Origin of the sequence: Nocardioides oleivorans (genome assembly GCF_004137255.1) — a bacterium.
GTDB classification, from domain to species: Bacteria; Actinomycetota; Actinomycetes; order Propionibacteriales; family Nocardioidaceae; genus Nocardioides; species Nocardioides oleivorans.
This window is the reverse complement of the sequence record NZ_SDWT01000006.1, coordinates 21766-34265: the sequence shown is the minus strand read 5'-3', so window position 1 is coordinate 34265 and position 12500 is coordinate 21766. Positions and strand designations below refer to the sequence as shown.

General features: G+C 71.6%; 10 protein-coding genes and 1 tRNA gene. 4 read left to right on the top strand and 7 right to left on the bottom strand.

Annotation, left to right across the window (positions count from 1 at the left end; genetic code table 11):
- Window positions 1–453 precede the first annotated feature (453 nt).
- Window positions 454–1719 carry a tyrosine--tRNA ligase gene (gene tyrS / locus EUA93_RS21265; RefSeq protein WP_129402357.1) on the bottom strand — a complete coding sequence of 422 codons (1266 nt, stop codon included), beginning with the start codon at window positions 1717–1719 and terminating at the stop codon, window positions 454–456.
- Window positions 1720–1792: 73 nt separating this feature from the next.
- Between tyrS and EUA93_RS21260 the strand changes: the two genes are divergently transcribed.
- The gene (locus EUA93_RS21260) at window positions 1793–3178 is read left to right on the top strand and encodes a serine/threonine-protein kinase (RefSeq protein WP_129402356.1); all 1386 of its coding nucleotides are present in this window, start codon (window positions 1793–1795) and stop codon (window positions 3176–3178) included.
- A gap of 15 nt (window positions 3179–3193) precedes the next feature.
- Here the strand turns inward: EUA93_RS21260 and EUA93_RS21255 are convergent, their stop codons facing one another.
- From EUA93_RS21255 to EUA93_RS21240, 4 genes are all read right to left on the bottom strand, one after another.
- Complete coding sequence (locus EUA93_RS21255; protein ID WP_207208891.1) at window positions 3194–3862, bottom strand: response regulator; 669 nt, start codon at window positions 3860–3862, stop codon at window positions 3194–3196.
- Window positions 3859–5136 (bottom strand): sensor histidine kinase, encoded by a 1278-nt coding sequence (locus EUA93_RS21250; protein ID WP_129402355.1) that lies wholly within the window; start codon window positions 5134–5136, stop codon window positions 3859–3861. The genes EUA93_RS21255 and EUA93_RS21250 overlap by 4 nt, the downstream gene beginning before the upstream one ends.
- Window positions 5137–5162: 26 nt before the next feature.
- Window positions 5163–5582, bottom strand: coding sequence for a hypothetical protein (locus EUA93_RS21245; protein WP_129402354.1), 420 nt, complete (start codon window positions 5580–5582; stop codon window positions 5163–5165).
- Between the two features lie 67 nt (window positions 5583–5649).
- Window positions 5650–6387, bottom strand: a complete 738-nt coding sequence (locus EUA93_RS21240; protein ID WP_129402353.1) for a TetR/AcrR family transcriptional regulator — start codon at window positions 6385–6387, stop codon at window positions 5650–5652.
- 143 nt (window positions 6388–6530) lie between these two features.
- Between EUA93_RS21240 and EUA93_RS21235 the strand changes: the two genes are divergently transcribed.
- The gene (locus EUA93_RS21235) at window positions 6531–7988 is read left to right on the top strand and encodes an MFS transporter (protein WP_129402352.1); all 1458 of its coding nucleotides are present in this window, start codon (window positions 6531–6533) and stop codon (window positions 7986–7988) included.
- Window positions 7989–7994: 6 nt separating this feature from the next.
- On the opposite strand, the gene EUA93_RS21230 is transcribed toward EUA93_RS21235, so the two are convergent.
- Window positions 7995–8071: transfer RNA gene (locus EUA93_RS21230), tRNA-Ile, on the bottom strand.
- Between the two features lie 110 nt (window positions 8072–8181).
- Here EUA93_RS21230 and EUA93_RS21225 point away from each other — a divergent pair.
- Window positions 8182–9933: a sensor histidine kinase gene (locus EUA93_RS21225; RefSeq protein ID WP_129402351.1), complete on the top strand. Its 1752-nt coding sequence runs from the start codon at window positions 8182–8184 to the stop codon at window positions 9931–9933.
- A gap of 27 nt (window positions 9934–9960) precedes the next feature.
- Here EUA93_RS21225 and EUA93_RS21220 read toward each other — a convergent pair whose 3' ends face one another.
- Complete coding sequence (locus EUA93_RS21220) at window positions 9961–10914, bottom strand: GNAT family N-acetyltransferase (protein WP_129402350.1); 954 nt, start codon at window positions 10912–10914, stop codon at window positions 9961–9963.
- Window positions 10915–11038: 124 nt separating this feature from the next.
- Here EUA93_RS21220 and EUA93_RS21215 point away from each other — a divergent pair, with 124 nt between their 5' ends.
- Window positions 11039–12499, top strand: coding sequence for a DUF1800 domain-containing protein (locus EUA93_RS21215; RefSeq protein WP_165355262.1), 1461 nt, complete (start codon window positions 11039–11041; stop codon window positions 12497–12499).
- Window position 12500: the final 1 nt, after the last annotated feature.

The following is a 12500-nucleotide window of genomic DNA, read 5'->3' as shown; positions in this document are numbered from 1 at the left end:
GATGTCAACGGGGCATAACAAACTAATTCGTCGACTAATCAAACACACTGTTGAGTTCTCAAAAATCAGACGCACCCACATCGCGATCCGGAGAGGATCTCGGTTGCGTGAGGCAACTGGTGAAACCTAGCGAGTGACTTTCTACCGTGGCAAATCCTCGGCTGTTTCACTCTGACCCACTGGTGTCACCGTGACCGATGACCGCTTCGGGTTGTCCTGCCCGGGGCCGGGAGCCCGACCTGACCGGTCTTGCTCCCCGCCGCTCCCTGGCGACAGAGAGAACAGTATGCGTACTCATGACAACGCGCAAATCGAGATGGTGTGACCGCGAGCACATCGACGTTTCCGCAGGTCAGAGGCCTGTTGTGACGGATGGGGCGTCAGGTGCGGGCGCGTCGCCCGGTCCCCGACGCCCCACCGGGAGGCCATCTGCTGGCCATCTGATGGCCCGTCTCAGGACACCTCGACGCCCGCGAAGTTCTTCTTCCCGCGGCGCAGCACGAGCCAGGAGCCGGCGACGAGGTCGGCGGAGGTCGGCTGGAGCTCGACGTCCTCGACCCGCACGTTGTTGAGGTACGCCCCTCCCTCGGCCACGGTGCGCCGCGCCTCGCCCTTGCTCTTGGCCAGGCCCGCGGCCACCAGCAGGTCGAGGATCCCGGGCAGCTCGCCGGCGGGAAGCGTCGTACCGCCTGCCTCGCGCAGCGCGGCGGTGAGGGTCTCGGGCTTGATCGCACCGAGGTTTCCCCCGCCGAACAGCGCGGCCGCGGCCGCCTTGGCCTGCTCGACCTCCTCGGCGCCGTGCACCAGCGCGGTCACCTCGTCGGCGAGCCGCTTCTGCCCGGCACGCAGGAACGGCTTCTCGGCAGTCTGCTGCTCGAGCTCCTCGATCTCGGCAGCCGTGAGGAAGGTGAAGATGCGCAGCATCTCCCCGACCTTCTCGTCCTCGACGTTGAGCCAGAACTGGTGGAAGGCGTAGGGCGACATCATCGACGGGTCGAGCCACAGGGCGCCGCCCTCGGTCTTGCCGTACTTGGTGCCGTCGGTCTTGGTGATGAGCGGCGTGGCGAAGGCGTACACGCTCTCCCCCGTCACCCGGCGGACCAGGTCCGCTCCGCCGGTGATGTTGCCCCACTGGTCCGACCCGCCGAACTGCAGCGCGACACCGTGCTCGCGGAACAGGTTGAGGTAGTCCATCGACTGGAGCAGCACGTAGGAGAACTCCGTGTAGCTGATCCCCGACTCGAGGCGTCGCTTCACGGTGTCGCGCGCGAGCATCCGGTTGACCGGGAAGTGCTTGCCGATGTCGCGCAGGAAGTCGATCGTCGAGAGCGAGGCGGTCCAGTCGTAGTTGTTGACCGTCGTGGCGGCGTTGTCACCCTCGAACGTCACGAAGCGGGAGACCTGCTCGCGCACGCGCTCGGTCCAGTCCCTGACCGTGTCGAGCGAGTTCAGCGTGCGCTCGCCGGAGTCGCGCGGATCACCGATCATCCCGGTCGCGCCGCCGACGAGGATGTAGGGCGTGTGGCCGGCGTCCTGGAGCCTGCGCGCGGTGACCAGCTGGACGAGGTTGCCCATGTGCAGGCTCGGCGCGGTGGGGTCGAAGCCCACATAGAACCTGACGCTCCCCTCGCCCAGCGCCGCGCGGAGCGCGTCGCGGTCGGTGGAGTGCGCGATCAGGCCGCGCCACTCCAGCTCGTCGAGGACATTCGGGGTCGTCACGTCGGTTCCTTCGGGGTGAGGTCGGTTGGTTGCCGCGCACTAGCCTAGGGCGAGCACGCAGTGAGGAGCGCACGTGATCGCAGGCAGGTACCGGCTCGAGCGGGAGATCGGTCGAGGTGGTTCGGGGACGGTCCACCTCGCGCACGACGAGGTGCTGGGCCGGACGGTGGCGATCAAGCGCATCGGCGTGGTGCCCGGCTCGGAGGAGCAGTACCTCGAGCGCGCCGCCCGCGAGGCGCGCCTGGCCGCCGCGCTCAACCATCCGCACGTGGTCTCGGTGTTCGACCTCGTGGCGGACGCCGACGTGCACTGGCTGGTGATGGAGTACGTCGACGGCGACCCGCTGGGCGACCTGGTCCGACGCTCCGGCCCCCTCGAGGCGACGGAGGCCGCCACCCTGCTCGCCCAGGTGGCCGACGCCCTCGCCGAGGCGCACGGGGCGGGGATCGTCCACCGCGACGTGAAGCCCAGCAACATCCTGGTGGCGGGCGGCGTCGCCAAGCTCAACGACTTCGGCATCGCCCGCGCGTCCGACGACGCCTCGCTCACCCAGACCGGCCTGGTCACCGGCTCCCCCGCCTACCTGGCGCCGGAGGTGGCCTCCGGCTCCTCCGCGACGCCGGCGAGCGACGTCTGGTCGCTGGGCGCCACCCTCTTCCACGCCGTGACGGGTCGCGCGCCCTACGAGGTCGGCGACAACCTCATCGGCGCCCTCTACAAGATCATCCACGAGGAGCCGCCCCGGCTGCCCGAGGACCACCCCATGGCCGGCCTGCTGACGGTGATGATGCACCGCGATCCCGAGCAGCGCTGGTCGATGAGGCGCGTCCGCGACGAGCTCGGCCGGATCTCGCGGGGCCAGCGCTCGACCGCCCTCGCCGCGCCTGCCGCGCCCGCCCCGACGTCGTACGGCACCGGGGTGATGGCGAGCGTGCCGGCCGAGCCGGCGGCCCCGACGCAGCGGCAGCGGTCCGGTCGCGCCTGGGCGTTGATCGCAGCCGTCGCCGTGCTCGCGATCGCGGCCGTGGCGGCGGCGTACGTCTGGGCCGGGCGCGGCACGCCGGAGGCGACCCCCGACGAGGGCACCCCGACGTCGGCCAGCTCGGAGACGACGTCGGAGACGACGCCGGCCGACCCGCCGCTGTCCGCCGACGACGTCCGGGCCCAGATGGACGCCTTCATCACCTCCTACATCGCCACGGTGACGACCGATCCTCGTGCGGCTTTCGAGCAGCTGACGCCGGAGTTCCAGCAGGCCAGCGGCAACTACGGCGGCTACATCTCGTGGTGGCGCAAGGTCCGCACGGCGACCCTGACCGAGGTCACCAGCGACCCGTCGGACCTCACGGTGGGCTACACCGTCGACTACGTGATGAAGTCCGGCCAGCGCACCACCGACCGGATCCGCCTGCAGCTGCAGCGCTTCGACGACCAGTACCTGATCGCCGGCGAGGGCTGACCGGGCCGACCGGCATCACCCGGTCGGGCCGCCGAGGTCGTGCCTCTGCGCCCACAGCGCTGCCTGCGTGCGGTCGGCCACGCCGATGCGCTGGTAGACGGAGGTGAGGTGGGCCTTGACGGTGCGCTCGGTGATGCCGAGGCGCTGGGCGATCTGCTTGTTGAGCAGCCCCTCGACGACGAGCCGGAGCACCTCCGCCTCCCGCGGGGAGAGGTCGGACACCCCGACCTCGGACGACGCCCGGCCCCGGCTCGAACGGGTCAGGAGGCGGCGGGCCGCCCGGGGGTCGAGGGGCGACTCGCCGCGCGCCACGGCGCGGATGCCGTCGAGCAGGACCTCGGGCTCGGCGTCCTTGAGGAGGTAGCCCACCGCGCCCGCCTCGATGGCGGCGTCGATGCGTGCGTGGTCGGAGAACGAGGTGAGGACGAGCACCTCGGTGCCGGTCCCGTCACCGGACTGGTCGGCGACGATCGCGCGGGTGGCCTCGACGCCGTCGAGGACGGGCATCTGGAGGTCCATGAGGACCACGTCGGGCCGGTGCTCACGCACCAGCGCGACCGCCTCGCTGCCGTCGGCCGCCACTCCCACGACCTCCAGGTCGTCGGTGGACTCCAGCAGGCCGGTGAGGCCGCGACGCACGACTGCGTGGTCGTCGGCCAGCACCACACGGATCATCCGGGTCATGCGAGGGGGACCTCCATCCTCACCATCGTGCCCGAGCCCGGTCCGGACTCGACCTCCATCGTGCCGCCGTGCTCGCGCACCAGGCTCTCCGCCGCGCGCAGGCCGAACCGGTCGCCGCTGCGCACCGCCGCCGGGTCGAACCCGGCACCGTCGTCGACGACCTCGAGCACGAGCGCCCCTCCCTGGCGATGGACCGTCAGGGACATGCGACCGGCCCCGGCGTGGCGGACCACGTTGCGCACCGACTCCTGGGCGACCCGCCAGACCAGGGCGACGGCGGATCGGGGCGCGTCCTCCGTCCCGCTGACGTCGACGTCCACCTGGACGCCGGTCGCGGCCAGGGGCGCGACGAGGTCGTGCAGCGCCGCCTCGATGCCCGCGGTGTGCAGGTCGGGCGGGTAGATCTCGACGAGCAGCGAGCGCAGTGCCCGCATGCTGACCCGCAGCGTCCGACCGATCTCCTCGAGGTCGTCGCGCTCGTCCTCGCGGGCGCGCGCGGCGAGGGTGGACAGCGCCATCGACGACCCCGCGAGGTCTTGGACGACCCCGTCGTGGAGGTCGCGGGCGATCCGCAGGCGCTCGCCGTCGGAGGCGCGCACGGCCGCCTCGAGCAACCCCTCGCGCTCGCGAGCGGCGCGCTGGATGCGCCGCGAGAGCAGCCACACGAGGGGTGTGCTGAGGGCGACGAGGGCCAGGAGCGAGGCGATGGTGATCGGCAGGAAGCGGTCCAGGATCTGCGCCCGGCTCTCGCGGATCCGGTCGACCCCGAGGTAGGCCTCGAACAGCAGCGGCTCGCCCTCGGGCGACTCGATGCGGGTGTAGACCTCGAGGAGGTCGCCACCGATCTCGCGCTCGAAGCGGTTCTCCGGCTTCGAGAGGTCGGACAGCTCCGCGTCGGTGCCCCCGTCCTCGATGACCTCGAGCTCGTCGTCGCCGAGCGGGTAGACCGCGCCGATCAGCTCGGTCTGGTCGCTGTAGAGCACCGTGCCGTCGACGTCCCAGATCTTGATGCGGAGCACGTCGCCCACCAGCAGCCGGTCGAGCGCCGTCCGGTCCAGCTTGTCGATCGCTGCCGCGTCGCCGTCCACGAGGCCCGCCGGGATGGCGGGCTGCGCGACGGACTGGCCGAGCACGGACGTGAGGGACCTGGCGTCGCCGACCGCCTCCTCGTCGGCGGCCGAGCGGCTCAGCGCGCTGGTCACGACGAGCACGACGACCAGCGTGGCGAGTCCCGTGGCGAGGAACTGCACCACGGGGTCCTTCAGCCAGCGCATGGATCTCCGCTCAGGTCCGGTGGGAGTCAGTAGTCGACCACACCGCGGCACACCTGGCCGCGGCGCGCGGCACGGAAGGCGATCGTGTCGGTGCCGGCGAGGTCCACCATCCGGCGCTCGACCTCGAACGAGCCGCTGCGCCCGGTCGTCGTACTGGTGCCGCGGTCGCTGACGGAGCCGTTGTGCCGCAGGGTCCATCGCCACCGCTGGCCGGACGCGTTGCCGTCGACCTCGCCCTCGACCTCGAGACGGCCGTCGTCGGACTCCACCTTCAGCTTCCACTCCGCCCCGCCGCCGCAGGAGCCGCGGAGCTCGACCCGGTCGTCGTGCCCTCCGCCACCGTGGTCGTCGTCGTCTCCCCCACTGGCGAACGCCGGCGCAGCGGTGACGCAGGCGATCACCGCCGCGGCGGCCGCCACGCGCGTGAAGGCGGTCGTGCTGGTCATCGGTCCTCCTGGGGCGTCGGACCCAGCGTGACGGCTCGGCGGCGGTGCCGCGAGGTGTCCGATGGTGCTAGTACCCGTCCTGCTGAGGACCGGCCTGCAGCCGCAGCCCGGCGAGCAGGAGGTCGAGTCCCGCCCGGAACTGGTCGGCGTCGTCGTGCCCGGCGAACTCCTCGACGATGTGGCGCACGAAGGGGAACTCCTCGGGGTCGAGGGAGCGCCACTCGTCCACGAACCGGTCCATGTACTCGTCTCGGGTCACCGAGCCGTCGAGCACCTCGGGCGGCGGTCCCTGGCCGAGGTCGGCGGCGATACCGACGACGTACCCCAGCACCGCCGAGACCGCGTGGAAGCTCTGGCGGGGAGTCAGCCCGAGCCGCAGCACCTGCTGGCCGAGGCGCTCGTAGAGCAGCAGGCCGTGGGGCTGCATCGCCGTGTCACGCATGAAGTACGACGCCAGCCAGGGCCGCTCGGCGATCGCCTCGAACGCCGTCACCGCCATCCGGCGCAGGGCGTCGATCGGGTCGGCCTCGCCGGAGTAGGGCGCGATGTCGTCCAGCACGCCGGCCAGGACGTGGTCGGTCGCGCGGTCGAGCAGCTCCTCCTTGCTGGCGACGTACCAGTAGATGCTGGCCGCGCCCCCGCCCAGCCGGGCGGCGAGGGCGCGGAACGTGAGCGCGGACTCGCCCGCCTCGTCGAGCAGCGCGACCGTCTCGGAGACCACTGCCTCCATCGAGTGCGCGGCACGGCGCCTCCCACCCGGGTCGCGCCGTCCACGGGGTCGTTGCGCGGTGCTCTCGCCAGCCATGTGACCCATCCCATCACCTTCTCGTGCCTCGGCGCTCGTCGTGGTCTTGCGCGATCATCGAACAGTGTTCTACGTTTCGAACGTTGTACGACAATCGTACACCGTTCGAGACTCTCGATCGATGCACCAAGGAGGTGCCCCCCATGACTGCTCTCACTGCCCAGCCCGCGCCGGCCCGTACGTACTCCTCCCTCCGGGCGGCGTGGATCCCCCTCTTCGCGCTCTGCCTCGCCTTCTTCGTGGAGATGGTCGACAACACGCTCCTCACGATCGCGCTGCCGACCATCGGCCGCGACCTCGGCAGCGGCACCACCGCCCTGCAGTGGGTCACCGGCGCCTACTCCCTCACCTTCGGCGGCCTGCTCCTCACCGCCGGCTCGATGGCCGACCGCATCGGTCGCCGCCGCGTCCTGCTCTGGGGCCTCGGCGCGTTCGGCGCGATCAGCCTCGCCGTGGTGCTCGTCGAGAGCGCCGGGGAGCTCATCGCCCTGCGTGCCGCCCTCGGGCTCGCGGCGGCCGCGATGGCGCCGATCACGAACTCGCTCGTCTTCCGGCTCTTCGAGGACCAGGCGCTGCGGATGCGCGCCATGACGGTGATGATCGTGGTCGGGATGAGCGGCTTCATCCTCGGTCCCGTCCTCGGCGGCTCCGTCCTGACCCACCTGCGCTGGGAGTGGCTGCTCGTCGTCAACGCCCCGATCGCGCTGATCGCCTGGATCGGCGTGCGCCTCGGCGTCCCGGCCGACCGCTCCGAGGACCTGACCACCGACCGCCTCGACCTCCCCGGTGCGGTCTTCAGCATCGCCACCATCGGCCTCGCCTGCTACACGCTGACGAGCGGCATCGAGCACGGGTGGACCTCGCTCGTGACGGTCGGGTCGGCCCTCGGCTCGCTCCTCGCGCTGGTCGCCTTCGTGCGGCACGAGCGTCGTACCGCCGAGCCGATGCTCGACCTCACGCTCTTCGCCGACGGCACCGTCCGCGGCGCGGCGATCGCGCAGGTGGCCACCTCGATCGCCATGGCCGGCGTCATGTTCGGCCTGATCCTGCACTACCAGTACGCCTACGGCTGGAGCCCGATGAAGGCCGGTCTCGCGAACCTGCCGATGATCGTCACGATGATCCTCGCGACCCCGGTCTCCGAGGGCCTGGGCAAGCGCTTCGGCCACCGGATCGCCTGCCTGATCGGCGCCGGCCTGCTCGCCGGGTCCCTGGCGGGCCTGTCGTGGGGCGTCGACCACGGGTACGTCGCCATCGCCGCCTGCGTCGTCGTGATGACCGTCGGTCTCCGCACCGTGATGACGATCTGCGCGGTCGCCCTGGTCGACGCGATGCCCGCCAACCGCACCTCGATCGGCACCGCCCTCAACGACACCGCCCAGGAGGTCGGCACCAGCGTCGGCACCGCGATCGTCGGCACCATGATCGCCGCCCTGGTCACCTCCACCCTGCCTGCCGGGACGTGGAGCAGCGGCCTCGTGGCGTCGTTCTTCCACGGCGAGCGCCTCACCTACGCCGTGATCGCCGTGGTCGTCGGCGTCGTCGGGGCCTGGGGCGCACTCACCCTGACCGACTCGCACGCGGTCGAGGAGGCCCACTGACCGGGCTGGTAGGGCGGGTGGGGCTCGAACCCACGACCCAAGGATTATGAGTCCTCTGCTCTGACCGACTGAGCTACCGCCCCCTGCGCTCGCGCAGCCTAGCGACCGGATCTGCGGATTCCGCGGCGCGGGGCCCCTTCGCCGTAGTTCAATCGTTCGGCGGCCCGACCGGTGCCGCTGATCGGGGGATCGCATGGACGAGGTGATCGAGCGCAAGCACGGCCCCGGGCTGCTGCGCCTCGACGAGTCGACCCGCGAGCACCTGGAGGTGCTCGCGGAGGGTGCTGCTGCCCTCGCCGAGTTCAGCCTCGCCGCGATCAGCATCCGTGACGGCGACGAGCTCGAGGTCGTCGCGGCCTACGGTCCGGGCGTCGCCGACGCGATCGTGGGCCGCCGCCTGCCGGTCGCCCTGCTCGAGGCCGAGCTCGCCAACTCCGACGAGTGGGGGCCGTGGCGCTTCGTGCCGCACGACCGCGAGACCCCCGAGATCGCGGACTACGGCTACGTCTCCGACGACGTCGTCGTCGACAGCCCGAACGCGTGGCACCCGCGCGACCTGCTCGCCGCTCCCCTGCTCGACGACGACGGCGAGCTCCTCGGCGTGCTCTCCGTCGACGTCCCGCTCGACGGACTGCGGCCCGGCAAGCTCCAGCGCGAGCTGCTCGAGAAGTGCGCCGTGGTGACCCGGCGCGCCGCGCTCGTCGCCCTCGAGCGCATGGCGCTGGGAGAGCAGGTCCGCCTGGCCAGCCAGGCCCGCGAGATCGTGCGGCGCGCCCTCAGCGAGCCCTCGCTCGACCTCGTCGTCGAGGCCTCGCGCGCCGCCATCATGAGCTGCTTCGACTCGATCGGCATGTGGTTCCTGGCCCTGGACGCGCAGGGAGGCACCACCTCCGCGTGGTACGCCGCCGACGCCGCGGCAGGCGTCGACCCGGGCACGTACGGGGTCGAGGACATGCTGATGCAGGTCTCCCGGACCGCGTGGGACGACCAGCGGGTGGTGCCGCTCCACGCCGCGCGACGCGAGGACGAGGGTCCGACCGCTGCAGACCTGGAGCGGCTGTCCGAGCTGCTGGAGCAGGTCGGCATCGGCTCGGCACTGCTCGTCCCCCTGGGCGCCGGCAGCGAGTGCACGGGCTTCATCGCCCTCGCCCGACCCTCGCGCAAGCGGGAGTGGACGCCGGTCGAGCTCGACGTCGCCCTGGACATCGGCCACGACCTCGGCATCGCGGTGGCCAACGCGCGCCAGGTCGACCAGCTGCGGCGCATCGACTCCTACCGCACCGAGCTGGTGAACACGCTCGCGCACGAGCTGCGCAACCCGCTCTTCACGGTCGCGGCAAACCTCGAGATGCTCGAGGACGCCGAGCTCGAGCCGCACGACCAGAAGTCGGTCGCCTCGGCCAGCCGAGGTGTCGCCAGGCTCAGCGGCGTGCTGGAGGACCTGCTGACCATGGCCCGGGTCGCGGACCCGCATGCCGTGCTGGAGTCCGAGACGGTGAACCTGCTCGAGCTGCTGGCGGTCGTCGAGGAGGAGTGCGGCGGCGTGGCCGCCGCCAAGGACGTCGACTTCGTCGTGCACCCCCCGGCCGAGCCGTTCCTGGTGTCGGGGAGCCCGGACGAGCTCGTCCGGATGCTCTGCAACCTGTCGAGCAACGCCGTGAAGTACACCGACGCCGGCGGCAGGGTCGACGTACGCCTCACGCGGGCCGGCGCCGAGGTCGTGGTGACCGTGCAGGACACCGGCATCGGCATCTCGGAGGAGGACCAGCGCCAGCTGTTCCAGGAGTTCTTCCGCTCGACGAACCCGGACGCGCTCGAGCGTCCCGGGACCGGGCTCGGCCTCGCGATCGTCGAGCGGATCGCGCGCCGCCACTCCGGGCACGTCGAGCTCAGCTCGCGCGCCGGCGACGGGACGACCGTCAGCGTGACCCTGCCGCTCGACTGACGGGAGCCGTGACGGGGGCGGGCCCGGTCACAGCGTGACCTCGACCTCGGCCATCCGCTCCACCACGCGGAACCCCAGCGCGGTGTTGGTGCGGTGCATGGCCGCGTTGGTCGGCGCGGTCCAGGTGTGGACCAGGCGCACGTCGTCGGGCAGGCATGCGTAGTTGACCGCCTTGAGGGCGGCACCGAGGCGGTGGCCGCGGTGCTCGGGCATCACCAGCGTGTCGTCCTGCCAGCCGTAGTCCGCACCGTGCGGGACGAAGAGGAGCGAGTAGCCACCGAACACGCCGTCCGACCGTCGGCGCGCCGCGGCCACGCGGACGTCGTACGACCGCATCAGGCGCTCCTCCGACGACGCGAGCCGCGCGTCGTCGAGCACGGCCACCTCGAGCTCCAGCTCACCGCTCGACACGTCGAGGTTCATCTGGTTGCGCATCGCGAGGTAGGCGGCGCGGTGCTCGTCGGGGCACCGGCCGCGCCTGGACACCACCTCGTAGGCGGGGTCGAGCGGGGCCGCGGCGACCGGGAGGTCGGCCAGGAGGTGGTCCTCGTGGTGCTTCTCCACCGCGCCCACCGCCGCTGCGAAGTCGAGGCCGGGCCCGGGGGCCTCGAGGTCGACGGTCACCTCTCCCCCGACGCGCCGCCGTCCCGCCGCCCGCGCCCGCTCGGCGACCGCGACCCACAGCGCACGACCGACGCCACCGCGCCGGTGGCCCGGGAGGACGGCCACCTCCGTCCACGCGACGTCGGTGTTCTCGGTGAGCGGCAGCTCGAGGTCGGCGGTGCCGACCACCTCACCGCCGACCACGGCCTGCAACCAGGTGCGCGCCACGTGCTCGCTCGGCGAGGTCGCGAGGACCTCGAACGCCTCGAAGGTCGTCGTCAGCGCGTGCGGGCGGTCGGCTCGCACGGACCGCTCCGTGACGTCGTGCCAGGCGCGACGCGCGGCAGGGTCGGTGGGGTCGAGCTCCTCGATCTGCACCGCCGCATGCGATCACACCGGCCGGGTGCCGCGCACCTGTAATTCCGGTTTCGACTTCGCGTTGCGTCCCACCCGTGCGACAGTGATGCGTCTCGGAAGCGGCTCGGGTTACGGGAGGACCTCGGTGGCGGACAACAAAGCCAAGAAGAAGACTGCCCTGCTGCCGCCCTCGCAGCGGCACCTCGTCACGCGCTTCGGCTACGGCGTCGACGCCACGCTGGCCGCGGACGTACGACGTGCCGGTGGCGCGCAGGCGTGGTTCGAGCAGCAGCTCACCCGCCCCGGCGCCTTCCCCGACGCCGCCGCCGACGAGACGCGGCGCTGGTGGCCCGACCTCGACCGCGGCCCGATGGAGCTGTGGAAGCGCCAGGTGCAGGAGATCCGCGGCGGCTGGCAGGTCATGGAGGACTACGGTCGCTGGCTGCTCGTCCGCCGGATCCGCACCCGCCGTCCGGTGCTCGAGAAGATGACCGAGTTCTGGGAGGGCATGCTCCACGTGCCGGTCAGCGGCGACGCGCAGTTCACCTGGCGCGTCGACTACGGCGACACGATCCGCAAGCACGCCCTCGGTCGCTTCGACCAGATGCTGGCCGCCACCACGACCCACCCGGCGATGCTGATCTTCCTGTCGGCCGCGCAGTCCACCAAGCGCGCACCGAACGAGAACCTCGGGCGCGAGCTGATGGAGCTGCACACCCTCGGTGCGGGGAACTACGACGAGGACGACGTCAAGGCGTCCGCTCGGATCCTCACCGGCTACCACGTCGACATGTGGGAGACCTGGAAGGCGTCCTACGTCAAGGAGGACCACTGGACGGGCACGGTGAAGGTCAGGGGCTTCACCCACAAGAACCGCAAGGGTGACGGGCGCGAGGTCACGCGGGAGTACCTCCGCTACCTGGCGCACCACCCGCAGACCGCCCAGCACATCGCCGAGCGGCTGGCCACCAAGTTCGTGCGCGACGACCCGCCGAAGGCGCTGGTGAACCGTCTCGCGAAGGTCTACCTGAAGAACGACACGGCCATCGTGCCGGTGCTGAGGGCCCTCGTCGCGAGCAAGGAGTTCCGCTCGTCGGCGGGCAAGAAGCTCCGGGACCCGAGCGAGGACGTCGTCGCGACCTACCGCGCGCTCGGCGTCCGCATCGACAAGCCGAGCAAGGACGACTCCGGCGTCTACGCGATGCTCTGGCAGGCCTCCGGCCTGGGTCTCTCGCCCCACGCGTGGCCGCGACCCGACGGCACGCCCGTCCGCAACGACATCTGGGCCTCGCCGTCCCGCGCGCTCGGCTCGATGGGCATGCACTGGTCGATGGCAGGGGGCTGGTGGCCGACCGTCGACCTGCACTACCGCAAGCCCAGCGACTGGGTGCCGGCCAAGAAGCCGATCAGGTTCGCCGACCTCGTCGACGAGGTCAGCCGCGACCTGCTCCACCGCCCCGCCACCAAGGGCCTGGTCACGACCGCCAGCCTGGCCACGGGCTGCAAGAGCAAGGAAAAGATCGACCGCGAGCACGGCCTCTACCAGTGGGGCTTCGCGCGACTGCTCGCTGCCGTCCTCGACTCCCCCGACCACATGGCGTGCTGAC